Below are 22,043 nucleotides of genomic sequence, written 5' to 3' on the forward strand. Positions count from 1 at the left end.
CCCGACCCGCGTGGTCGACCGCAGCGGCGTGATGCGTCTTCCCGTGGGTATCAACCCCACCCGTGACCTGGCGCTTCTTGGCTGTCATCCTGGAACCGTCGTCCCTTTCGCTTGCACCGACAGGGTCGGCACGCACCCGCCGGGACGGGCGGACAGGACAGTGACGGGGCCTCTTGCACAGGCTCCTATCAGGTCACGACGCCCCTGCCAGTGACGTGCAGGACGGGGTCACCCGGAACCGATCGACGAATCGCTCAACAGGACAGCAACGTCGGTCAGTCGGTGAGTCAGACCGGACCGGGTGACCCCACCTACATCCTCACTGTCAGTCGAGCAGGGCGTCCAGACCGATGGTCAGGCCGGGCCGGTTGCGCACGGCGCGGACCGCCAGCAGCACGCCGGGCATGAACGAGGCCCGGTCGTACGAGTCGTGCCGGATGGTGAGCGTCTCGCCGACGGTGCCGAAGAGCACCTCCTGGTGGGCGACCAGACCGGTGGCACGGACGGCGTGCACGCGTACCCCGTCGATGTCGGCGCCGCGGGCGCCGGCCACCTCGTCGGAGGTGGCGTCCGGCACCGGACCGAGACCGGCCTCGGCCCGGGCCCGGGCGATCAGCCGCGCGGTGTGGGTGGCCGTGCCGCTCGGGGCGTCCAGCTTGCGCGGGTGGTGCTGCTCGACGATCTCGACGCTCTCGAAGTGCCGGGCCGCGCGGGCGGCGAACTGCATCATCAGCACCGCGCCGATGCCGAAGTTGGGGGCGACCACCACGCCGACGCCCGGCTTGCGCTCCAGCCAGCCCCGCACCCGGTCGAGCCGCTGTTCGGTGAAGCCGGTGGTGCCGACCACCGCGCTGATGCCCTGGTCGATGCACCAGTGCAGATTGTCCATGACGACGTCCGGCGTGGTGAAGTCGACGACCACCTCGGCACCGGCGTCGGAGGCGTTGAACAGCCAGTCGCCCTGGTCGACCATCGCCACCAGGTCCATGTCGGTGGCCGCGTCGACCGCCTTGCACACCTCGAGACCCATCCGACCCCGGGCACCCAGCACACCGACCCGGATCGGCTCCGCCGCGCTCTTCTCCTGCTCGTCAGTCACGGGGCACAACCTATCCCAACCCGGACTCCGGTACGCGCGGAGACCACCACGACGGCCGGACGGCGACGCTCAGGCGGAGAAGTCGGTGGGCTTGAACGGGCCGACCACCGCCAGCGACATGGGGCGGGCCAGCAGCTCGGCGGCGAGGGTGTTCACCTCGTCGACGGTGACCGCGTCGACCCGGGCCAGCAGCTCGTCGACCGGCACCAGGTCGCCGTAGAGCAACTCCCCCTTGGCCAGCCGGCTCATCCGGGAGCCGGTGTCCTCCAGACCGAGCACGAAGGAGCCCTTGCTCATCCCCTTGCCGCGGGCCACCTCCTCCTCGGTGAGCCCTTCGGCGGCCACCCGGGCCAGCTCCGCGCGGGTCAGCTGGAGCACCTCGTCGACCTTGCCCGGGGCGCAGCCGGCGTAGACGGCGAACAGGCCGCTGTCGGCGTACTGGCTGGCGTAGGAGTAGACCGAGTAGGCCAGCCCGCGCCGCTCCCGGATCTCCTGGAACAGCCGGCTGGACATGCCGCCACCGAGGACGTTGTTCAACACCCCCAGGGCGAACCGCCGCTCGTCGGTGCGGTCGATGCCGGGGCAGCCGAGGATGACGTGCGCCTGCTCGGTCTCCTTCGGCTCGACCACCGTGGCGGCCGGCTGTACGCGTACCGCCGGGGTGGCCGACCGGTGCGGCGCCGGCGCCGCCGGGTCGGTGTCCAGCGGGGTGCCGCCCAGCGCCTGGCGGACCAGCCTGACCACGGCGGCGTGGTCGAGGTTGCCGGCGGCGGCCACGACGATCTGCGGCGGGGTGTAGCGGCGCCGGTAGAAGCCCTGGATCTGCCGGCGGGTCATCGGGGTGACCGTCTCCTCGGTGCCGGAGATCAGCCGGCCGAGGGGGTGGTCACCGTAGACGGCCCGGGCGAAGAGGTCGTGCACCTCGTCGCCGGGCTCGTCGTCGTGCATGGCGATCTCTTCGAGGATGACGCCCCGCTCGGTCTCCACGTCCGCCGGCTCCAGCACCGAGTCGGCGACCGCGTCGCACATGACGTCGATGGCCAGCGGCAGGTCCTCGTCGAGCACCCGGGCGTAGTAGCAGGTGTACTCCTTGGTGGTGAAGGCGTTCGTCTCGCCGCCCACCGCCTCGATCTCCGAGGAGATGTCCAGCGCACTGCGCTTCTTCGTGCCCTTGAACAGCAGGTGTTCCAGGAAGTGCGCGGCGCCGGCCTGTGGCCCGGTCTCGTCCCGGGAACCGACCGCCACCCAGATGCCGAACGACACGCTGCGCATCGCCGGGATCGCTTCGGTCAGCACGCGCAGGCCGCTGGGGAGGACGGTACGACGGACGGTGCCACCCAGCGGGTCGTCGCTGAGGGTGCGGGTGACCGCCCGGGACGAGCCCCCGGCGGAGCGGGCGGCGCCGGTCGCGTTCCGGGCGGCCCCGGACGGCGACACCCCCCGTCGACCGGCAGGGAAAGACGAACGCGGGGCCCGACTCACGGAAACCTGCTCCCAGTTTGACGAGGGGTGGGTGGTGCGATGAGAAACCGGCCGGGCGGCGACGTGGTCGCCACCCGGCCGGGTCGTTGCTCAGCTGTGCCGGGTCCGGCGACGCGGCCGGTCGCCGCCCTCGCCACCCTCACCGCGCGGGGCCCGGTCGCCACCCTCGCCACGCGGGGCCCGGTCGCCACCCTCGCCACGCGGGGCACGATCACCGCTGCGCTCGCGCGGGGCCCGGTCGCCACCGCGGTCACCGCCGCGCGGACGCTCACCACCGGCGGACTCACCAGCGGACTCACCGGCGGCCGGCGCCTCGGCGCCCTCCGGCCGGATCTTGTCCAGGTAGATCTTGCCGCGGGCGTCGATGTCGGCGATCTCGACCTCGACCCGGTCGCCGACGTTGAGGAAGTCCTCGACGCGCTCGACCCGCTTGCCGTCGCCCACCTTGGAGATGTGCAGCAGGCCGTCGCGGCCCGGCAGCAGCGAGATGAAGGCGCCGAACGCGGCGGTCTTCACCACGGTGCCGAGGAACCGCTCGCCCTGCTTGGGCAGCGTCGGGTTGGCGATGCCGTTGATCCGGTCCACCGCGGCCTGGGCCGACGGGCCGTTGGTCGCGCCGACGTAGATCGTGCCGTCGTCCTCGATGGAGATCTCGGCGCCGGTCTCGTCCTGGATGGCGTTGATGGTCTGGCCCTTCGGGCCGATCACCATGCCGATCTTGTCGACCGGGATCTTGACGGTGGTGACCCGCGGGGCGTACTCCGACATCTCGGCCGGACCCTCGATCGCCCGCTGCATCACCTCGAGGATCGTCTGCCGGGCCTCGTTGGCCTGCTGCAGGGCGGCGGCCAGCACGTCCGACGGGATGCCGTTGAGCTTGGTGTCGAGCTGGAGCGCGGTGACGAACTCCGGCGTGCCGGCGACCTTGAAGTCCATGTCACCGAACGCGTCCTCGGCGCCGAGGATGTCGGTCAGCGTCACGTACTGGGTCTTGCCGTCCACCTCGTCGGAGATGAGGCCCATGGCGATACCCGCCACCGGCGCCTTCAGCGGCACACCGGCGCTGAGCAGGCCCAGCGTCGAGGCGCAGACCGAACCCATCGAGGTGGAGCCGTTGGAGCCGAGCGCCTCGGAGACCTGCCGGATGGCGTACGGGAACTCCTCGCGCGACGGCAGCACCGGGATCAGCGCCCGCTCGGCCAGCGCGCCGTGGCCGATCTCGCGCCGCTTCGGCGAACCCACCCGGCCGGTCTCACCGGTCGAGTACGGCGGGAAGTTGTAGTTGTGCATGTAGCGCTTGCGGTTCTCCGGGGACAGGGTGTCCACCATCTGCTCCATGCGGAGCATGTTCAGCGTGGTGACGCCCAGGATCTGGGTCTCGCCCCGCTCGAACAGCGCCGAACCGTGCACCCGCGGCAGCACGCCGACCTCGGCGGTCAGCGGCCGGATGTCGCGCGGGCCACGGCCGTCGATGCGGACCTGCTCGCGCAGCACCCGGTTGCGGACCTCGGACTTGGTCAGCGACCGGAAGGCGGCGGAGAGCTCCTTCTCGCGGCCCTCGAAACGACCGCCCAGCTCCTCGGCGACCTTGGCCTTGACCCGGTCCAGGGCCTCCTCGCGGTCGGCCTTGCCGGCGATCTTGAGGGCCTCGGCGACCTCGGCGCGAACCAGGTCGGCCACGGCGTCGTACACGTCGTCCTGGTAGTCCAGGAAGACCGGGAACTCGGCGACCGGCTTGGCGGCCACCTCGGCCAGCTCGCTCTGCGCGCGGCACAGCTCGCGGATCGCCGGCTTGGCGGCCTCCAGGCCGCTGGCCACGATCTCCTCGGTCGGCGCGGTGGCGCCGCCGGCGATCAGGGTCACCGCGTTCGGGGTGGCCTCGGCCTCGACCATCATGATCGCGACGTCGCCGTCCGGCAGGGTACGACCGGCCACGACCATGTCGAAGGTGGCCCGGGCCAGCTCCTCCAGGGTCGGGAAGGCAACCCACTGGCCGTCGATGTGCGCGACCCGGGTCGCCCCGATCGGGCCGGAGAACGGCAGACCGGAGAGCTTGGTCGACATCGAGGCGGCGTTGATGGCCACCACGTCGTACGGGTGCTGCGGGTCGAGCGCGAGGACGGTCTCGACGACCTGGACCTCGTTGCGCAGGCCCTTGACGAACGACGGGCGCAGCGGCCGGTCGATCAGCCGGCAGGTGAGGATGGCGTCCTCGCTGGGCCGGCCCTCACGACGGAAGAACGAGCCGGGGATGCGGCCCGCGGCGTACATCCGCTCCTCGACGTCGACGGTCAGCGGGAAGAAGTCGAACTGCTCCTTCGGCTGCTTGCCGGCGGTGGTCGCGGAGAGGACGACCGTCTCGCCCAGCTGGGCGACGACGGAACCGGCGGCCTGACGGGCCAGCCGGCCGGTGGAGAAGGTGATCTCACGGGTGCCGAAGGACCCGTTGTCGATCACGGCGGTGCGGGATTCGGTGCCGAGGTTGGTCTCGGTCATGTGCGGTGGTACTCCTTCGCGTCGGTGGACCCACGACACGCCGGAGCTGCTCAGACGTCCGGTCTTCGATCGAAGCGCCCGGGTGGTCGGCGAGTTGCCGGTGGTCCCGGGGGCCACTACCGGAGACCGGTACGCTGACCGGCTCCCTGACGGATTGGTCGCGCGGCCCGGTCTTCTTCTGTGGGGTGCGCCGCCCGTGCGGGCGGTGCACCGGAACGGGGGAGCGGCCGGTGCGGCCACTCCCCCGTCATGTCATCGGCGCAGGCCGAGCCGCTCGATGAGCGACCGGTAGCGGTTGATGTCCTTCTTCTGGACATAGTTGAGCAGCCGGCGGCGACGGCCGACCAGCAGCAGCAGCCCACGGCGGCTGTGGTGGTCGTGCTTGTGCACCTTCAGGTGCTCGGTGAGCTCGGCGATCCGCTTGGTGAGGACCGCGACCTGCACCTCCGGCGAACCGGTGTCACCCTCGGCGGTCGCGTACTCCGAGCGGATCTTGGCCTTGGCTTCCTGGTCGAGCGCCATGTTCTCCCTGTTTCGGTGGGTTGATCGTTGGTTGTCCCGATCGGTCAGGAGACCGGATCCGGACCGGCACCTCGCACCCGCGGCGTCGTGCAGGCACGCGAGGCCCCACGTCGGTCAGCCGACGTCCCCGCCAGACTACCAGCACACATCGGGGACGCCCGGTCAAGGGCGGTGTCGACGGGTCGCCGCAGCGGTCAGCCGAGCGTCCGACGGGTGCGTTCCACGTCCTCGGCGATCTGCGCCACCAGCGGCTCGATCGCGTCGTACCGGCGCTGCTCCCGCAGGTGGGCGACGAAGTCCAGGGCCAGTCGCTCGCCGTACAGGTCGCCGCTGAAGTCCAGCGCGTACGCCTCCACCCGGCGTTCCCGACCGGAGAAGGTCGGGTTGGTGCCGACGGAGACGGCCGCGGCCAGCGGCTCCCGGTGCCCGCGCCGGATCAGCCGGGCGGCGTAGACGCCGTCGGCGGGCACCGCCGCGTACCGGTGACAGAGCAGGTTGGCGGTGGGGTAACCCAGCTCACGTCCGCGCTGGTCACCGCGGACCACCACCCCCTCCAGCCGGTGCGGGCGGCCCAGCGCGGCGGCCGCCGCGCCCACGTCGCCCGCGTCGACGCAGGAACGGATGTAGGTGGAGGAGAAGACGGTGCCCGACCCGGCCACCAGCGGCGCGCCCTCGACGCCGAAGCCGAAGGTCCGGCCGAGCCGGGTGAGCAGCGGCACGTCCCCGGCGGCCCGGTGGCCGAAGCGGAAGTTCTCCCCCACCACCACCAGCGCGGCGTGCAGGTGCTCGACCAGGACGTCGTGCACGAACTGCTCGGCCGGCAGCCGGGAGAACTCCGGGGTGAACGGCACCACGCAGAGCACGTCCACCCCGAGCGCCTCGATCAGCTCGGCCTTACGGGCCGGCTCGGTGAGCACCGCCGGGTGCGAGCCGGGGCGGACCACCTCGGCCGGGTGCGGGTCGAACGTCACCACCACCGACTTCACGCCCAGCTCCCGGGCCCGCGCCACGGTGTGCCCGATGGTCGCCTGGTGGCCCTTGTGCACGCCGTCGAAGACGCCGATGGTGACCACCGAGCGCCCCCACCCGCCGGGCGCCGCCTCGTAGCCCCGCCACCGCTGCATGCCGCTCCTCCCCTGTAAGGAAGGGCCCCCTGTTAACGCCTGGTGTATAGGAAGGGCCCCCTGTTAACGCTTGCCACCCTCAGGCCGGGGCGAGCACGATCTCCGCGCGGGCCCGCCCGTCCCGCTCGCTGACGATAGCGATCAGGCCGCCGTCCGGGCCGAAGACGGCGTACGGGCCGTCGATGCCGGCCGGGTCCAGCGGACCGCCGTGCGAGAGCACCTTCGCCTCGTCCGGCGTGGCGTCCCGGCGCGGGAAGAACCGGTCGGCGGCCGCGTCCAGCGGCAGGTTCACCACCTCCGGCGCCCGCTGCTCCAACTCCTCCAGGGTGGCCGCCTCGGCCAGCGCGAACCCGCCCACCGCGGTCCGCCGCAGTGCCGTCAGGTGCCCACCCACCCCGAGCGCCAGGCCCGCGTCCCGGGCCAGCGCCCGGATGTACGTCCCGGACGAGCAGGTCACGTCCACGTCCACGTCCACCACGTCCGGGCCGTCCCGGCGGATCGCCAGCACGTCGAGCCGGGAGACGGTGACCCGCCGGGCCGGCAGTTGCACGCTCTCCCCGTCGCGGACCCGCTTGTACGCCCGCTGCCCGTCGATCTTGATGGCGCTCACCGCGCTGGGGACCTGGTCGATCTCGCCGGTCAGCGCGGCGAAGGCGGCCCGGATCGCGTCGTCGGTGACCGTACCGGCCGGGGTGGTGGCGATCACGTCGCCCTCGGCGTCGTCGGTGACGGTGGCCTGGCCGAGCCGGACCGTGGCGGCGTAGCTCTTGCCGGCGCCGATCACGTACGTCAGCAGCCGGGTGGCCCGTCCCACCCCGATCACCAGCACCCCGGTGGCCATCGGGTCGAGGGTGCCGCCGTGCCCGACCCGGCGGGTCCTCGCCAGCCGGCGGATCCGCGCCACCACGTCGTGCGACGTCATGCCGCCCGGCTTGTCCACCACGATCAGACCGTCTGTGCTCACGACCGCAAAGCCTGCCAGACGGGATCGCGTGGGCCGTCACCGCAGGGCAGAATGCGCTGCACCCCGTGGCAGCCGCCACACCCTCGCCCAGGAGCAGCGATGAGCGATCCCACCCCACCGACCGGTGGGCACCGTGCCCGGGTCGACCTGCCGGACTGGATGCGCAATCCGGAGCCACCGCGTCGTACCCCGGGCCGTCGGATCTCGGAGCTGGTGGACTCGGTGCCGGCGCTGCACGAGGCCCGACGCCGGATCTGGCGGTGGCGGGACCGCACCCGGTACAGCGAGCGGCACCCGGTGATCTCGGCCGTCGTCTCGTTCTTCGTCGTCGCCCTGACGGCCACCCTGCTGATCACCGGCACCCTCTACCTGTTCCACCAGATCACCCACCACGAGCTCTGAGCGGGACCCCCGGGGCCGGCGAAAAGGGACAGCGACGGACGGGCACGGCGTGCGAAGATCCACGGCGCCGCGCCCGCCGGACCTTGGACACGCCATGACCAGCGACCCGTACACCTCCCCCGCCGCGCCCGCTTCGGAACCGTCGTCCGCTTCGGCACCCCCGCCGGCTCCGGACCAGCCGGCCGCTGCCGCCGGTGAGCCGGCCGGTCCGGACACCGGCGACCCGGCCGCCCCGTCAGCAGCGGACGGGCAGCGGCCGTCACCGCGCCAACTCACCGAGCTCTTCGCGCGCGCCGACGCGCCGGTCAAGGTGCCGGACTGGATGCGCGAGCCGGAGGTGGCGTACGAGCTCACCCGGGGCGAGCGGTTCCGGCTCCGGTTCCACCGGCACGGCGGCAAGGCGCTGATCGGCCTGATCGGCGCGGTGGCGCTGGCCCTGATCGGGTTCGTCGGCGTCGCCGGCTACGGCTTCGTCGGGAAGGTGCAACGGGGCGAGCAGGTCCTGCCCGCCCGGCGCGGCGTGTCGGTCGAGCCTCGGCCCACCGACGCCGACGGCAACACGCTGGGCGTCTTCCTCGGCACCGAGGCGCAGGACTTCCCCGCCGGCCCGGCGGCGATCGTCCTGCCGCCGGCCCGGCCGACCGGGCCGTTCACCCGGGCACAGGTCGCCGACGCGCTGACCCAGGTACGCGCCGCCCTGATCGCCGGCCGGCTGGACCCGAGGATGCTCCAGGGTGAGCCCGCGGGTCTCCTCGCCCGGCTCGCTCCCGACACCCGGGACGCGGCCCGAGCGGAGCTGGAGCGGGGCGGGACCCCCGGCTTCGCCACGCGGATCGCCGGTCCGTGGCTGAAGAAGACCGGCATCCGGGTCCGGGGGACCATCGAGTACGTGTCGACCACCGACTCCGAGGGGGTGCGGGTGCTGGCCGTCACCACCAGGTTCACTTGGGTCTATCCGCTCCTCCTGTTCCAGGCGCAGCTCTATCCGGCGGGCGCCGAGCTGGTGACGGTGCGGGACGAGGTGGTCTGGCACTTCCCTCACCCGGACGACGTCCGGCCCACCTCGAGGGGTCTCTGGATCGACTCTTACCGGGCCGGCGTGCAGAACGCGACCTGCCGCGGGGTGAAGCAGGGTGTCCTCGAGCAGGATTATCTGAACACGTCCGACTACCGGGCCCGCGACAGGAGGCTCGGGTGCGTGACCAGGTGACCGGCGTCAGCGGACCGCGCCGACCACCGCCCAGCCGCCGGAGCGCAACCGCAGCAGCAGGGCGGCCAGGCGCAGCAGCACGAAGAGCAGCAGCCCGGCCCAGATCCCGCCCAGCCCGAGGTCGAACGCCCAGGCCAGCCAGATCGCCGGCAGGAACCCGCCCAGCGCCGCCACGATGGTGAGGTTGCGCAGGTAGCGGACGTCTCCGGCGCCGATCAGCACCCCGTCGAGGGCGAACACCACGCCGCCGATCGGCTGGAGGGCCACGAACCAGGGCCAGGCCACCATGGCCTGCTCGCGTACCTCCGGGTCGGAACTGAACCAGGCGGGTACGACGCCGGCGCCCGCCGCGATCAGCGCGGCGAAGACGACGCCGCAGGCCCCGCCGATCAGCGCCAGCCGGCGGGCCAGCGCCCGGGCCCCGGTGTCGTCGCCCGCGCCGAGCGCGGCGCCGATCAGGGACTGGGCGGCGATGGCGAGCGCGTCGAGCACCAGCGCGGTGAAGAACCAGAGCTGCACGGCGACCTGGTGGGCGCCGACCGCCGCGGCGCCGAACCGGGCCGCGACCGCGGTCGCCGACAGGAAGCTGGCCTGGAAGGCGACGCCGCGGACGAGCAGGTCGCGGCTGAGCACCAGCTGCTGGCGGATGAGGCGCGGCCGGGGCCGCAGGGAGATCCCCTCGCGGACCAGCGCGGTGGCGAAGAGCGCGCCCGAGATGCTCTGGGCGACAGCGTTGGCCACGGCCGAGCCGACCAGGCCGAGCCCGGCCGGATAGACCAGCAGCGGGCAGAGCAGCGCGGAGAGCAGGTTGGGCGCGAGCACGAACCACAGCGGCCGGCGGGTGTCCTGGATGCCGCGCAGCCAGCCGTTGCCGGCGGCGGCGAGCAGCAGGCCGGGGGCGCCCAGCGCCGCGATCCGCAGCCAGTGCGCGGCGGCGTCGGCCACCGCACCGGACTCCCCGACGAGGGTACGTGCCAGCGCCCCGCCGCCGAGCTGCATGCCGACCGCCACCAGCACACCCACCGCGAGTGCCAGCCAGGAGGCCTGGACGCCCTCGGCCACCGCGGCGGCCCGGTCGCCGGCGCCGAACCGGCGGGCCGAGCGCCCGGTGGTGCCGTACGCGACGACGGCCCCCAGCCAGGCGATCAGGGTCAGCACCGTGCCGCCGACCGCGAGGGCGGCCAGCGGCACCCGGCCCAGGTGGCCCACCACGGCCGTGTCCACCAGCACGTAGAGCGGTTCGGCGGCGAGCACCACGAGCGCGGGCAGGGCGAGCCCGGCGATCCGGCGCGGGGAGGCGTCGGCCGCGGTCGCGGCGGTGGTGGGCTGGCTCATCGCCGCCGATCCTGGCACGCGGCGGGTAAGGGTCGCAACCCCGACCATGGCTTACGTCGACCGGCCGGCCGGACACTCGGCCGGCGGCGGGTCGGGGCGTCGAGGGGCGTCACGGCCGACGGAGGATCGCGGCATCGTGGGCGTCACCCGACCGACGGCGGGTCGCGGCGCCAGCAGAGGTCACCCGGCGGGCGGCTCGACCGGCAGGGTGGCCAGGAACGCGCGGGTCTCCGCTGGGGTGCGCAGGCGCCGGAACGCGGGCCGCGTTCCGGCGGCGGCCAGCGCGGCGAGGATCCGGGGGCGGGACCGGGCGGGATAGCGCCAGACGTACCGGAGGAACCCCAGGTCGATCTGCTCGGGGCAGCCGGCCGGGAGGTCGGGCCGGGACGTCGCCCGGTGGACCCAGCGGCGGCGTAGCACCCGGGCCAGACAGACCAGCCGGGACGGGTCGCAGAGGACCAGCAGGTCGGCGCGGGGCAGCCGGAGATCGAGGGTGCTGGCGTAGTTGCCGTCCATCACCCAGCTCGGGCGGGCGGCCAGCGCGGCGACCTGGGTGCGGAAGTCGGCATCGTCGGCGGGGATCCAGCCGGGACGCCAGTAGTGCCGGTCGAGGTGGACCAGGGGAAGGTCGAGGCGGCCGGCGACCTCGCGGGCCAGGGTGCTCTTGCCGGCGCCCGCGCTGCCGACGATCAGGATCCGTCGCACCGACGGGAGGTTACCGGGCGGCGGGAGGTGGCCGACCGGAACGGGCAGGCGGTGGCGCTGACGACCTCGGGTGCGGTCGGCAGCGTCACCACCGGTCCGACTGCGTCACTGGCGGGTGTCCATCGACGTCTGCAGCGCGCGCCGCATCTGCTCGCGGGCCTCGTCGGTGGTCTCGGTCTTGGTGGGCTTGCTGGCCATGGTGATTCCTTCCAGGGTGTCGAGCCACCGGCACGCGGCGGCCCTACGGGCGGTCCTGCTGAGCGCCGGGCGGGCGGTCCGGGATCACCGGAGCGGCTCGCCTGGCAGCGTGAGCCCGGGTCGGTCAGACCCTGGAGGGGGGCGACGCCGGGTGTGGCGCCACCGCCCGCGACCTGGGTCCCCACGGGGACGTCGGCCAATTCCCAAGTTAACGTTCAGTTCCACATGCTGCCCAGGCTTCCCGCCATCTGGACAGGCTCACCGGGCGAGGAAGTGCCAGCCCACCCACCACCAGAAGCCGAGCAGACCGATCCTGCCCACCGGCACCGGGCCCACCTCGTAGCTCATCACCCGCCCGCAGACCGCCCCGAGGGACGGAATCCGCGACCCCGGCCGCCGGCCGAGCACCACCAGCGCGGCGACCAGCGCCAGCGCCGAGGAGAAACCGCCCACGGCCAGCACCCGCATCATCGCCGCACCAACCCCCAGAACGCGGCCGACCAGGCGAACCACGCCGCCGAACGGGCCACCGGCCGGTCCAGCACCGGGTCCATCAGCCGGGAGAAGGTGGGAAGGTCGTCACCCGCGGAGAGCGCGAAGGTGACAGCCTCGAAGCCGCCGAACACGGCGAGCGGCAGCAGCCACCACAGCGCGCCCGGGCCGAGCGGGCGGGCAGCGGCCCGGCGGGAAGCCCGATCGCCGAGACCGAGCCGGATCAGGACGATCCCGGTGCCCAGCGTCCACAGACTGGCCGCCGTGGAGAAGGAAGGCAGCTGACCGCCGACCAGGGCGACCACGATCAACACGGGTACGGTGACCGCCGCACGGCCCCGCGCGCCGGGCGCCCGCGCGGCGACCTCGGGCTGCTCCATCCGCTGATTCTCCCCGCCGTCACGCAGCGCGGGAAGACCGGCACGTACCGGAGTCGGCCGGAGGCTCAGGCCGGCAGCAACGCCCCGTCGAGCTGCGCCCGGATCCGCCCCACCACGGCGTCCGCGTCGCCCGCACCGGTGAACCCGGCGGCGAACCGGTGCCCACCGCCGCCCAGCGCCACCGCCACCCGGCTGACGTCCACCGCGCCCTTGCTGCGCATCGACACCGCCCACTCGGTCGGTCCGACCTGCTTCAACACGCACGCCACGTCGGCCTCGGCCGTGCAGCGCACCGAGTCGATCAACGCCTCCAGCACGTACGGCCGCTGGTCGTGCCGGGCCAGGTCGTCCTGGGTGGCGTACGTCCAGACCAGGCCGTGCCCGGCCGCGGCGGTCGGCTCCAGCCGGGCCCGGCCGAGCACCTCGCCGAAGAGCCGCACCGCCCCGAACGGGCGGGTGTCGAAGACCTGGCGGGAGATGTCACCGGGCCGGATGCCGGTGGCCAGCAGCCGCGCGGCGAGCCGGTGCACGGCGGGTGTGGTCGCCTCGAAGCGGAACGAGCCGGTGTCCGTGGTGAGCGCCACGTAGAGGCAGGCCGCGATCTCCGCGTCCAACGGCACGTCCAGCCGGGCCAGCAGCTCCTCGGCGACCACCGAGGTGGCCGCGGCGGCCGGGTCCACCAGCTGCACGTCGCCGAAGCGGGTGTTCGAGCCGTGGTGGTCGAGCACCAGCGCGCGCCCGGGGCCGCCCAGCCGGTCGGCCAGCTCCCCGAGCCGGGACTCGCTCGCCGCGTCGAAGCAGACCACCAGGTCGGGCTCCCGGTACGCCTCGTCGGACGGGACCAGCAGGTCCAGCCCCGGCAGCCAACGGAACGGGTCGGGCACCTCCGGCGGCCCGGGGAAGGTCGCCTGGAGGTGCCGTACGCCGAGCCGGCGCAGGCCCAGCCCGAAGCCGAGCATGCTGCCCAGCGCGTCGCCGTCCGGGTTGACGTGGCAGACCAGCAGGACCCGCGCGTCGGCGGCCAGGGCGCGTACCGCCGCCTCGGCGGCCGCCCAGTCGGCCTCGTCCGGGCCGGTCACCGTCGCCGGTGCCGGGGAGTCGGTCACCGCCGGTCCGTGGCGGGCGGGGTGTCGGCCGCGTCCCCGTCCTCGTCGGCCTCGTCGTCGTCCTCGTCGACCCGGTACGGCTGCGGCTCCCCCGCGTACGCGGCGCCGGCGGCCAGCCGCTGCACCTCGGCGTCGGCGTTGCGCGCGGCGGCCAGCAGGTCGTCGATGTGCTTGACCTGGTCCTGCACGTCGTCAAGGACGAAGGTGAGCGTCGGCGAGTGGCGCAGCCCGAGGGCCTTGCCGACGGTGCTGCGCAGCATGCCCTTCGCGCTCTCCAGGGCGGCGGCCGTGCTGGCCTGGGCGGCGGAGTCACCGAGCACCGTGTAGAAGACCGTGGCGTCCCGCAGGTCGGCGGTGATCCGCGCGTCGGTGATGGTGATCATGCCCAGCCGGGGGTCCTTGATCTGGCTCCGCACCAGTGAAGCGACCAGTTCACGGATGCGTTCCGCGTGCCGGCGTACCTTGGCCGGATCCGACATCTCCCCCACCTCCAGGGCGTTCTGCTCCCGGCCGGATCACCGCGGCGCGGACGCCGCCGGGCCGACCGCCCAACCCCTCGAACACTACCTGCGCCGCCCCACGCCCCGCGCGGCACCGCCCGGCGTGCGAGCAGGGGCCCCCTGTTGACGCATCCGGTGGAGCAGGGGCCCCTGCTTGACGCCTGCGGACTCAGTCCTCCTCGGTGTGCAGGCGGCGACGCACCGACAGCAGCTCGGCCTCGGGCCGGCCGGCCACCAGCCGCTCGCACGAGTCCAACACCTCACGGACGTGGGACGCCTCGGCGGCCACCACGGCCACCCCGATCTCGGCCCGGCCGGTCAGGTCCAGCGCGCCGGTCTCGGCCACCGAGACCTCGAAGCGGCGCAGCGCGGCGATGATCGGGCGGACGTAGGAACGCTTGGCCTTCAGGGAGCGGGAGTCCCCGGGCAGCAACAGGTCGAAGAGTGCGGTTCCGGTGTACACGGCGGGAAACGGTACGCCACACACCCGGCTCGATCACCTGCTTTCCGCCGCCGGAGACGCCGCTGCCGCCGGGGCGACCGCCACCAGGACGTCCCGCTCGATGGCCTGGTCCACCCGGTGCGCCAGGTCCCGGTAGCCGGGCCCGTCAACCACCCGCAGCCCCGCCTCGACCAGCACCGCCTCGGCCGCCGCCCGCGGCGTCACCTGCGTGTTCCAGGACAGGCCGAGCGCGCCGCCCGGGCGCAGCAACGCCCGCCAGACCGGCACCGCGGCGACCAGCAGGTCCAGCGGGCTGCGGGACAGCCCCCGCTCGGCGGTTCGCGCGCCGTGCGCCACGCCGTACGGTGCGTCGGTGACGATCACGTCGGCGCTGCCGGGGCGGAGCACCTCGCGGGACCGGGTGGTGTCGGTGTGCAGCACGGTGACCCGCTGGGTGGCGCCGGCCCGGTGCTCGTCACGCGAGGGCGCCAGCACCGCCTCGAAGCGTCGGGCCACCAGCTTGCGGTCCTTGCGCACCGGCACCAGCTCGGCGGTGTGCTTGAGCCGCTTGCGTCGCAGCCAGGTACGCAGGAAGGCCGCGTACGCGTCGACGTCCTTGCCGTCGTGCTCCACACCGATGCCGTCGTAGCCGTACATCAGGGCCTGGTTGAGGGTGGTGCCCCGGCCGCAGAGCGGGTCGAGCACCACCAGCTGCCGGTCCAGCATCCCCGGCGCCGAGGCCGAGGCGAGCACGGTGGCGTTCAGCAGCAGCCGGGTGAACTGCTCGTTGGTCTTGCCGGCGTACTTGGGGATGGTGATCAGGTCGGAGTCGTAGCGGGCCAGCGGGTGCAGGGGCACCGGCCGGAGCAGGTCGTCCCCCACCCGCTCGAAGAGCGCGTACGCGGCCGACAGGTTCGCCAGGTGGGCCAGGTCCCGGGCGGTGAGCCCGTCCCCGGCAGCGGCGAAGGTCAGGTACTCCACCCCGCAGATCCGCTCCGTCGCCGGGTCGACCGGCGGCGAGTCGAGCACCCCCGAGCCGGCGAAGATCTCCAGCTCGGCGCGGGCCAGCCGGCCGGCGGCGTCGGCGTAGACCCGGTTGGCGGACGGGGCGAGGAGCAGCGCGTACCTGAGCACGCCGGGAATTGTCGCAGCCTGCGCGAACGGCGACGGCCGGGACCCGCCAGGGCCCCGGCCGCCGCCGTCTCACCGTTTCACACCGCTCAGGCGCGCGGCTTCTCCCGCATCTCGAAGGTCTCGATGATGTCGCCGACCTGGACGTTGTTGAAACCGCCCAGCGTCAGACCACACTCGAAGCCCTCGCGGACCTCCGTCGCGTCGTCCTTGAACCGCTTCAGGGAGCTGATCGTGAGGTTGTCCGCCACGACCGCCCCGTCCCGCAGCAGCCGCGCCTTGGCGTTGCGGCGGATGATGCCGGACCGGACGATACAACCGGAGATGTTGCCGATCTTGGACGAGCGGAACACGTCGCGGATCTCCGCGCTGCCCAGCTCGACCTCCTCGTACTCCGGCTTCAGCAGACCCTTGAGCGCGGCGTCGATCTCCTCGATGGCCTGGTAGATGACCGTGTAGTACCGGATCTCCACGCCCTCGCGGTCGGCGATCTCACGGACCTTGTTCGCGGCCCGCACGTTGAAGCCGATGATCGTGACCGCCTCGGACGAGGCGCTCGCGAGCATGACGTCGCTCTCGGTGATCGCACCCACACCCCGGTGGATGATCCGCAGCTGGACCTCCTCGGGGATGTCCAGGTTGAACAGCGCGTCCTCGAGCGCCTCCACGGAACCGGAGCCGTCGCCCTTGAGCACCAGGTTGAGCGAGGTCTTCTCGCCCTCCTTGAGCTGCTCCATGAGCGTCTCGAGAGTGGCCCGGCCACGGGAGTTGGCGAAGGACGCCGCCCGCCGCCGTGCCTGCCGCTGCTCGGCGATCTGCCGCACGGTCCGGTCGTCCTCGGCCGCCAGGAAGGTGTCACCCGCACCCGGCACCGTGGTCAGACCGAGCACCATGACCGGACGCGCCGGCCCGGCCTCGGCGACCTGGTTGCCGTTCTCGTCGAGCATCGCCCGGACCCGGCCGTGCGCCCCACCGGCGACGATCGAGTCGCCCGCCCGCAGGGTGCCCTTCTGCACCAGCACCGTCGCGACCGCACCACGGCCCTTGTCCAGGTGCGCCTCGATGGCCACACCCTGCGCCGGCCCGTCGATCGGAGCGGTCAGCTCCAGCGACGCGTCGGCGGTCAGCAGGACGGCCTCGAGCAGTTCCTCGATGCCGGTGCCCGGCTTGGCCGCCACGTTGACGAACATGGTGTCGCCGCCGTACTCCTCGGCGACCAGGCCGTACTCGGTCAGCTGCTGGCGGACCTTGTCCGGGTTGGCGTCCGGCTTGTCGACCTTGTTGACCGCGACCACGATCGGGACGTCCGCCGCCTTGGCGTGGTTGAGCGCCTCGATCGTCTGCGGCATCACGCCGTCGTCGGCCGCCACCACCAGGATGACGATGTCGGTGACCTGGGCACCACGGGCACGCATGGCGGTGAACGCCTCGTGACCCGGGGTGTCGATGAAGGTGACCGCCCGGTCGTTGCCCTCGTGCGGGACGTGGACCTGGTACGCACCGATGTGCTGGGTGATGCCACCCGCCTCACCGGCGACCACGTTCGCCTTACGGATCGCGTCGAGCAGCTTGGTCTTACCGTGGTCGACGTGACCCATGACGGTCACGACCGGCGCACGGCTGACCAGGCGGTCCTCCGCGACCTCGGCGTCGAGGTCGATGTTGAACTGCGCGAGCAGCTCGCGGTCCTCGTCCTCCGGGCTGACGATCTGCACGTCGAAACCGAGGTGCTCACCGAGGAGCAGCAGGGTCTCGTCGGAGCAGGACTGGGTCGCCGTGACCATCTCGCCCAGGTTGAACATCTCCTGGACCAGCGAACCCGGGTTGGCGTTGATCCTGTCGGCGAAGTCCGACAGCGAGGCGCCACGGGAGAGCCGGACGACCTGACCCTGGCCCCGGGGAGCACCCGAGGACATGGTCGGGGCCGACAGGTTGTCGAACTCCTGTCTGCGCTGCTTCTTGGACTTGCGGCCACGGGTCGGCCGACCACCCGGACGCCCGAAGGCACCCGCGGCGCCACCGCCACGGCCGCGACCGCCGCCACCGGGACGACCGCCGCCGCCACCCGGGCGGAAACCGCCACCCGGCGCGCCGGCACCGGGAGCACCGCCGCCGCCACCGGGACCGCCACGGTAGCCACCGCCACCGCCGCCGCCACCGGGACCGCCACGGTAGCCACCGCCACCGGCACCGCCACCGGGACCGCCGCGGAAGCCACCGCCAGCGCCGCCACCGGGACGACCTGCGCCGCCACCGGGGCCACCGCGACCGGCACCCGGGCCACCGGGGCGACCCGTGGTCGGACGCTGGCTCGGCATGGACGCCGGGCTGGGCCGCGGCGGCATGGAGGCCGGGCTGGGCCGCGGCGGCATGCCCGCCGGGCTCGGCCGGGGGCCACCCGCGCCACCGGCGGCCGGGGGCCGCTGCTGCTGGCCACCCTGGATGCCGAACGGGTTGTTACCGGCGCCGCGCGCCGGCGGACGGCCGCCCGGACGGGCACCCGGGCCCGGGGTCGGCGCGCCGGGACGACCGGCGGCCGGACCGGGCCGCGGCGGCGCGGCGTTCGGGCCGGGACGCGGGCCGGGGCGGGGACCGCCCTCGGCCGGAGGCTCCCGGCGGACGTTCTCGCGCTGCTGCTGGCGGGCGGCCTGCGCGGCCTTGACCGCGGCCTCCTGCTCAGCCTTCAGCGCGGCGGCACGCGCCTCGGCGGCGGCCACCTCGATGTCGTGTGCGCTCGCCGGCTTGGCGACCGGGGCCGACGGGGTCGGCGGGCCGGGAACCGGCGCCTTTGGACGGGGTCCGGGGCCGGGAGCCGGCGCGGTCGGCCGCCGAGGCGGCATCGGCCTGGCCGAGATCCGGGGGGCGCCCGGGGTCGGGGTCGGCGTCGGGGTCGGCGCCGGAGCCTCCGTAGGAGCCGCCGGTGCCGGGGCGGACCCGGCGGAGGCGACGAACGCGTTACGCAGCCGGCGGGCGACTGGCGCCTCGACGGTGCTCGACGCGGACTTGACGAACTCGCCCATTTCCTTCAGCTTGGCGAGCACGGTCTTGCTTTCGACCCCGAGCTCCTTGGCAAGCTCGTGTACGCGGGCCTTTCCTGCCACTGCACTCCTCACTCCGAGGTCGTGCGGGCAGCACCCGCAGCGACCTCACTCGTGCACTTGAAGCCTGGTCATTTCAGGGACTTCATCGTGTGCTCATGCTGGTCGTCCTACCTTGCTAGCGATCCCTCGTCCGGTCGGGCTGACCGGGCGTAGAGGTTGGCGCGTCAACGTGCTCCGCCAGCTCACCGTGATCGACGATCCCGGTGATGCGCAGTGCCCGCCCGAAGGCGCGGCGCCGCACCGCCTGCGCGAAGCAGGCCGGATCCGGGTGCATGTTCGCTCCCCGACCCGGCATCCTGCGGGCCGGGTCGGGTCTGAGGCTGTGACCAGCCTCGTCGCCGACCGCGACGATCCGCAGCAGTTCGTCGGCCGGCGCACGACGCCGGCAACCCACACAGGTGCGCTCCGGCAGCGCGCGTCGTACCACCGGAGCAAGTCTACCCCTAGCCGCCCGAGATCGCGCCGCCCGGCTCCTTGACGTGATCAGCCCCGCCCCGCGCGGCCGGTGCGGCCTGCTCGGCGTCGGACCGAATGTCGATCCGCCAACCGGTCAACCGGGCGGCCAGCCGGGCGTTCTGCCCTTCCCGCCCGATCGCCAGCGAGAGCTGGAAGTCCGGCACGGTCACCCGGGCGGTCCGGGTGGCCAGGTCGACCACCTCGACCCGCAGCGCCCTGGCCGGCGACAGCGCGTTGCCGACGAAGGTGGCCGGATCGTCGGACCAGTCGATGATGTCGATCTTCTCGCCGTGCAGCTCGCTCATCACCGCGCGGACCCGCTGGCCCATCGGGCCGATGCAGGCGCCCTTGGCGTTGACTCCCTGGGTGGTGGAGCGTACGGCGATCTTGGTGCGGTGACCGGCCTCGCGGGCGATCGCCCCGATCTCCACGGTGCCGTCGGCGATCTCCGGCACCTCCAGCGCGAAGAGCTTCTTCACCAGGCCCGGATGCGAGCGGGACAGCGTGATCTGCGGCCCGCGCATCCCCTTGGCGACGTGCACCACGACGCAGCGGATCCGCTCGCCGTGCTCGTACCGCTCGCCGGGGACCTGCTCGGACTGGGGCAGGACGCCCTCCAGCTTGCCCAGGTCGACGCTGACGATGCCCTTCTCACGCCGGGTCTCGTGCGCCTGCACGACGCCGGTGACCAGGTCACCGTCGCGGCCCACGTACTCGCCGAAGTGCACCTCGTCGGTGGCCTCCCGCAGCCGCTGGAGGATCACCTGCTTGGCGGTCATCGCGGCGATCCGGCCGAAGTCGTGCGGGGTGTCGTCCCACTCCCGCGCCACCGAGCCGTCCTCGTCCAGCTCCTGGGCGTACACCGAGGCGGCGCCCGACCTGCGGTCGATCTCCACCCGGGCGTGCGGCTCGGAGCCCTCGGTGTGCCGGTAGGCGGTCAGCAGCGCGGTCTCGATCGCCGCGAGGATCGTGTCGAACGGGATCTCCCGCTCGCGCTCGAGTGCGCGCAGCGCCGCGAGGTCGATGTTCACCTCTCCTCGTCCTCCACATCATCTTCGTCGTCGATGTCGTCAATGTCGCCGGTCTCTTCGGTCTCGTCGATCTCGTCGAGCCGGCTGAACTCCACCTGCACCCGGCCGGGGCCGAGCTCGGCGTAGGAATGCTCCACGCGGCCGGAGTCGGTCTCCAGCGTCACCCGCTCGTCGTCGGCCCCGACCACCCGGCCGGTGAGCTGCCGGTCGCCGGCGGCCCGCTGCCCGGGCACCCCCGCCGCGCCGCGCACGGTCACCTTGACCAGCCGGCCGACGTTGCGCCGCCAGTGCCGGGGCAGGGTCAGCGGCCGGTCCACGCCGGGAGAGCTGACCTCGAGCTGATACTCGCCGGCGACCAGGTCGCCGCCGGCCTCCTCGGCCGCGTCCAGGGCCGCGGAGACCGCCCGGGAGACGTCCGCGACGGCGTCCAGGTTGATCCCGCCGTCGGCGTCGACGATCACGCGTACGACGTGCCGCCGGCCGGCGCGGGAGACCGAGAGGTCCTCCAGGACGTAGCCGGCCTCGGTGACCACCGGCTCGACCACCTCGCGCAACTTGGCGCGGCGGGCGCCCAGGTCGCCACCGCGCGGGCCGCCGGCCCGGGGGGCGTCGGTGCGGGGGGCGTCGGTGCGGGGGGCGTCGGCGCGCCGGGGTCGACCCGACGGGCCGGTCGACCTGGTGGCACGGCCACGCTGCGTCATCTGGCGTACCCTTCTGCGTTCGGCGGCGGCCCGGTCGGCCGCCATGCCGGCACGCCACCGGGGCGGACGCGCCCGGTGGCTGCGCAGAGCGTAACGCGCCTGCCGGTCGGCGTACCCGGCGGCGCACCGGACGGTGGTGGCCCACCGGCCGGCACGGATGGTGTTGACTTGTCCGGTGGCGACGGGCAGAACGACACAGCGCGACGAGACAACCGGGCATTCCCGACGAAACCTGCTCCGGGCCGGCGCCCTACTGGCGCTGGGCGGGGCGCCCGCACCGCTGGCCGGTTGTGATCTTTTCGACCGGGGGGACGACCCGCCGCCCGCGCCCGACCCGCTGGAACCGCTCGTCGCCGGGGCGCTGGAGCTGGCCGGCCGGCACCGGGCGGCGCTCGCCGCCGACCCGGGCCTGGCCGAGCGGCTCACCCCGATCGCCGAGGCGCACGAGGCGCACGCCGCCGAGCTGCGCCGGGTGATCGGGCGTACCCCGCCGTCCGGGTCGCCGTCCCCCACGCCCGGCGCGAGCGCACCGACCACCACCGGCGCGGCCCTGGTCGCCGAGTTGCGCGCGGCCGAGCGGACCGGGCAGGTCGCCGCCGCGAAGGCCTGCGCCACCGCGCCCGCCGAGCGGGCCGCGCTGCTCGGCTCGATCGCCGCCGCCCGCGCCACCCACGTGGAGGTGCTGGGATGACCCGCCGCGCGCCCGCCGGCCCCACCCCGGCGCTGACCGCCGCGCTGACCGCCGAGTACGCGGCCATCTATGCCTACGGCCCGATCGGGGTACGCCTGCGCGACGCCGCCCGGACCGCCGCCCGCGCCGCCGAGGCGGCCCACCGCAACCGCCGCGACGCCCTGGTCCTCCAGCTCACCGCCGCCGGGGTCGAGGTGCCGGCGGACCACGCCGGTTACGCCCTGCCCTTCCCGGTGACCGACCGGGCGAGCGCCCTGCGGCTGGCCGTCGAGATCGAGGACCGGACGGCCGGGTTCTGGCGGGCGGCGCTGGCCGAGACGGAGGGCGCCGACCGGAACCGGGCGCTGGCCGCCCTCACCGACTGCGCGCTGCGGGCCACCCGCTGGCGCCGGGTCGCCGGGGTGAACCCGCTCACGATGCCGTTCCCCGGCCGTCCCACCTGAGGCCCGGCGGGCGGGGTTGTCGCCGTCCCGGT

At 73.8% G+C, this 22,043-nt stretch carries 21 protein-coding genes and 1 pseudogene; 4 read left to right on the plus strand and 18 right to left on the minus strand.

The annotated features are described in order from the left end of the window. Window positions 1-325 precede the first annotated feature (325 nt). The 6 genes from dapB to truB all read right to left on the minus strand — a co-directional run bounded on the left by dapB (window position 326) and on the right by truB (window position 7,687). Window positions 326-1,099: a 4-hydroxy-tetrahydrodipicolinate reductase gene (gene dapB, locus GA0070564_RS00005; protein ID WP_091600914.1), complete on the minus strand. Its 774-nt coding sequence runs from the start codon at window positions 1,097-1,099 to the stop codon at window positions 326-328. A gap of 69 nt (window positions 1,100-1,168) precedes the next feature. Then, window positions 1,169-2,536 (minus strand): M16 family metallopeptidase, encoded by a 1,368-nt coding sequence (locus GA0070564_RS00010; protein WP_091600916.1) that lies wholly within the window; start codon window positions 2,534-2,536, stop codon window positions 1,169-1,171. A gap of 135 nt (window positions 2,537-2,671) precedes the next feature. Next, window positions 2,672-5,077 carry a polyribonucleotide nucleotidyltransferase gene (locus GA0070564_RS00015; protein WP_091600918.1) on the minus strand — a complete coding sequence of 802 codons (2,406 nt, stop codon included), beginning with the start codon at window positions 5,075-5,077 and terminating at the stop codon, window positions 2,672-2,674. Between the two features lie 252 nt (window positions 5,078-5,329). Then, window positions 5,330-5,599, minus strand: a complete 270-nt coding sequence (gene rpsO, locus GA0070564_RS00020; RefSeq protein WP_067302624.1) for a 30S ribosomal protein S15 — start codon at window positions 5,597-5,599, stop codon at window positions 5,330-5,332. A 194-nt stretch (window positions 5,600-5,793) separates the two neighbouring features. Beyond that, entirely contained in the window at window positions 5,794-6,723 is a 930-nt protein-coding gene (locus GA0070564_RS00025) for a bifunctional riboflavin kinase/FAD synthetase (RefSeq protein ID WP_091600920.1), read from the minus strand. A gap of 79 nt (window positions 6,724-6,802) precedes the next feature. Further along, window positions 6,803-7,687, minus strand: a complete 885-nt coding sequence (gene truB, locus GA0070564_RS30115; RefSeq protein ID WP_091600922.1) for a tRNA pseudouridine(55) synthase TruB — start codon at window positions 7,685-7,687, stop codon at window positions 6,803-6,805. A 99-nt stretch (window positions 7,688-7,786) separates the two neighbouring features. Here truB and GA0070564_RS00035 point away from each other — a divergent pair, with 99 nt between their 5' ends. Then, window positions 7,787-8,089: a hypothetical protein gene (locus tag GA0070564_RS00035; protein ID WP_091600924.1), complete on the plus strand. Its 303-nt coding sequence runs from the start codon at window positions 7,787-7,789 to the stop codon at window positions 8,087-8,089. Between the two features lie 94 nt (window positions 8,090-8,183). Next, the gene (locus GA0070564_RS00040) at window positions 8,184-9,299 is read left to right on the plus strand and encodes a hypothetical protein (RefSeq protein WP_091600926.1); all 1,116 of its coding nucleotides are present in this window, start codon (window positions 8,184-8,186) and stop codon (window positions 9,297-9,299) included. A gap of 6 nt (window positions 9,300-9,305) precedes the next feature. Here GA0070564_RS00040 and GA0070564_RS00045 read toward each other — a convergent pair whose 3' ends face one another. The 12 genes and pseudogenes from GA0070564_RS00045 to rimP all read right to left on the minus strand — a co-directional run bounded on the left by GA0070564_RS00045 (window position 9,306) and on the right by rimP (window position 20,877). Continuing rightward, the gene (locus GA0070564_RS00045; protein WP_091600928.1) at window positions 9,306-10,634 is read right to left on the minus strand and encodes an MATE family efflux transporter; all 1,329 of its coding nucleotides are present in this window, start codon (window positions 10,632-10,634) and stop codon (window positions 9,306-9,308) included. Between the two features lie 180 nt (window positions 10,635-10,814). Next, window positions 10,815-11,339 carry a P-loop NTPase family protein gene (locus tag GA0070564_RS00050; RefSeq protein ID WP_245669770.1) on the minus strand — a complete coding sequence of 175 codons (525 nt, stop codon included), beginning with the start codon at window positions 11,337-11,339 and terminating at the stop codon, window positions 10,815-10,817. A gap of 456 nt (window positions 11,340-11,795) precedes the next feature. After that, the gene (locus GA0070564_RS00055; RefSeq protein WP_176730567.1) at window positions 11,796-12,005 is read right to left on the minus strand and encodes a DUF6186 family protein; all 210 of its coding nucleotides are present in this window, start codon (window positions 12,003-12,005) and stop codon (window positions 11,796-11,798) included. Continuing rightward, window positions 12,005-12,409: a hypothetical protein gene (locus tag GA0070564_RS00060; protein WP_091600932.1), complete on the minus strand. Its 405-nt coding sequence runs from the start codon at window positions 12,407-12,409 to the stop codon at window positions 12,005-12,007. Before GA0070564_RS00060 ends, GA0070564_RS00055 begins: the two co-directional genes overlap by 1 nt. Before the next feature lie 65 nt (window positions 12,410-12,474). Further along, window positions 12,475-13,515, minus strand: coding sequence for a DHH family phosphoesterase (locus GA0070564_RS00065; protein WP_091600934.1), 1,041 nt, complete (start codon window positions 13,513-13,515; stop codon window positions 12,475-12,477). Further along, on the minus strand, window positions 13,512-13,994 hold the full coding sequence (rbfA, locus tag GA0070564_RS00070; protein WP_091600936.1) for a 30S ribosome-binding factor RbfA: 483 nt from the start codon (window positions 13,992-13,994) through the stop codon (window positions 13,512-13,514). The genes GA0070564_RS00065 and rbfA overlap by 4 nt, the downstream gene beginning before the upstream one ends. Before the next feature lie 190 nt (window positions 13,995-14,184). Beyond that, window positions 14,185-14,478, minus strand: a complete 294-nt coding sequence (locus GA0070564_RS00075) for a DUF503 domain-containing protein (RefSeq protein ID WP_088970345.1) — start codon at window positions 14,476-14,478, stop codon at window positions 14,185-14,187. A 33-nt stretch (window positions 14,479-14,511) separates the two neighbouring features. Further along, the gene (locus GA0070564_RS00080) at window positions 14,512-15,591 is read right to left on the minus strand and encodes a TRM11 family SAM-dependent methyltransferase (protein ID WP_091600938.1); all 1,080 of its coding nucleotides are present in this window, start codon (window positions 15,589-15,591) and stop codon (window positions 14,512-14,514) included. An 86-nt stretch (window positions 15,592-15,677) separates the two neighbouring features. Further along, window positions 15,678-18,689, minus strand: coding sequence for a translation initiation factor IF-2 (gene infB, locus GA0070564_RS00085; protein ID WP_091600940.1), 3,012 nt, complete (start codon window positions 18,687-18,689; stop codon window positions 15,678-15,680). Window positions 18,690-18,782: 93 nt separating this feature from the next. Then, window positions 18,783-19,116, minus strand: a pseudogene (locus tag GA0070564_RS00090) (YlxR family protein). 16 nt (window positions 19,117-19,132) lie between these two features. After that, entirely contained in the window at window positions 19,133-20,176 is a 1,044-nt protein-coding gene (gene nusA, locus GA0070564_RS00095; protein WP_091600944.1) for a transcription termination factor NusA, read from the minus strand. Then, the gene (gene rimP, locus GA0070564_RS00100) at window positions 20,173-20,877 is read right to left on the minus strand and encodes a ribosome maturation factor RimP (RefSeq protein WP_091600946.1); all 705 of its coding nucleotides are present in this window, start codon (window positions 20,875-20,877) and stop codon (window positions 20,173-20,175) included. The genes nusA and rimP overlap by 4 nt, the downstream gene beginning before the upstream one ends. Before the next feature lie 232 nt (window positions 20,878-21,109). Between rimP and GA0070564_RS00105 the strand changes: the two genes are divergently transcribed. Both GA0070564_RS00105 and GA0070564_RS00110 read left to right on the plus strand, forming a co-directional pair. Further along, the gene (locus GA0070564_RS00105; protein ID WP_176730568.1) at window positions 21,110-21,568 is read left to right on the plus strand and encodes a hypothetical protein; all 459 of its coding nucleotides are present in this window, start codon (window positions 21,110-21,112) and stop codon (window positions 21,566-21,568) included. After that, window positions 21,565-22,011 carry a ferritin-like domain-containing protein gene (locus GA0070564_RS00110; protein ID WP_091600948.1) on the plus strand — a complete coding sequence of 149 codons (447 nt, stop codon included), beginning with the start codon at window positions 21,565-21,567 and terminating at the stop codon, window positions 22,009-22,011. The genes GA0070564_RS00105 and GA0070564_RS00110 overlap by 4 nt, the downstream gene beginning before the upstream one ends. The last annotated feature ends 32 nt before the right edge of the window (window positions 22,012-22,043 follow it).

The sequence above is a fragment of the Micromonospora mirobrigensis genome (assembly GCF_900091555.1).
Lineage (GTDB): Bacteria > Actinomycetota > Actinomycetes > Mycobacteriales > Micromonosporaceae > Micromonospora > Micromonospora mirobrigensis.

Bases quoted from the DNA above. Each gene is read 5' to 3' on its own strand.
- GA0070564_RS00015 (WP_091600918.1), bottom strand. From the start codon at position 5,077: ATGACCGAGACCAACCTCGGCACCGAATCCCGCACCGCCGTGATCGAC.
- rpsO (WP_067302624.1), bottom strand. From the start codon at position 5,599: ATGGCGCTCGACCAGGAAGCCAAGGCCAAGATCCGCTCGGAGTACGCG.
- GA0070564_RS00025 (WP_091600920.1), bottom strand. From the start codon at position 6,723: ATGCAGCGGTGGCGGGGCTACGAGGCGGCGCCCGGCGGGTGGGGGCGC.
- GA0070564_RS00035 (WP_091600924.1), top strand. From the start codon at position 7,787: ATGAGCGATCCCACCCCACCGACCGGTGGGCACCGTGCCCGGGTCGAC.
- GA0070564_RS00040 (WP_091600926.1), top strand. From the start codon at position 8,184: ATGACCAGCGACCCGTACACCTCCCCCGCCGCGCCCGCTTCGGAACCG.
- GA0070564_RS00045 (WP_091600928.1), bottom strand. From the start codon at position 10,634: ATGAGCCAGCCCACCACCGCCGCGACCGCGGCCGACGCCTCCCCGCGC.
- GA0070564_RS00055 (WP_176730567.1), bottom strand. From the start codon at position 12,005: ATGCGGGTGCTGGCCGTGGGCGGTTTCTCCTCGGCGCTGGCGCTGGTC.
- GA0070564_RS00060 (WP_091600932.1), bottom strand. From the start codon at position 12,409: ATGGAGCAGCCCGAGGTCGCCGCGCGGGCGCCCGGCGCGCGGGGCCGT.
- rbfA (WP_091600936.1), bottom strand. From the start codon at position 13,994: ATGTCGGATCCGGCCAAGGTACGCCGGCACGCGGAACGCATCCGTGAA.
- rimP (WP_091600946.1), bottom strand. From the start codon at position 20,877: ATGACGCAGCGTGGCCGTGCCACCAGGTCGACCGGCCCGTCGGGTCGA.
- GA0070564_RS00110 (WP_091600948.1), top strand. From the start codon at position 21,565: ATGACCCGCCGCGCGCCCGCCGGCCCCACCCCGGCGCTGACCGCCGCG.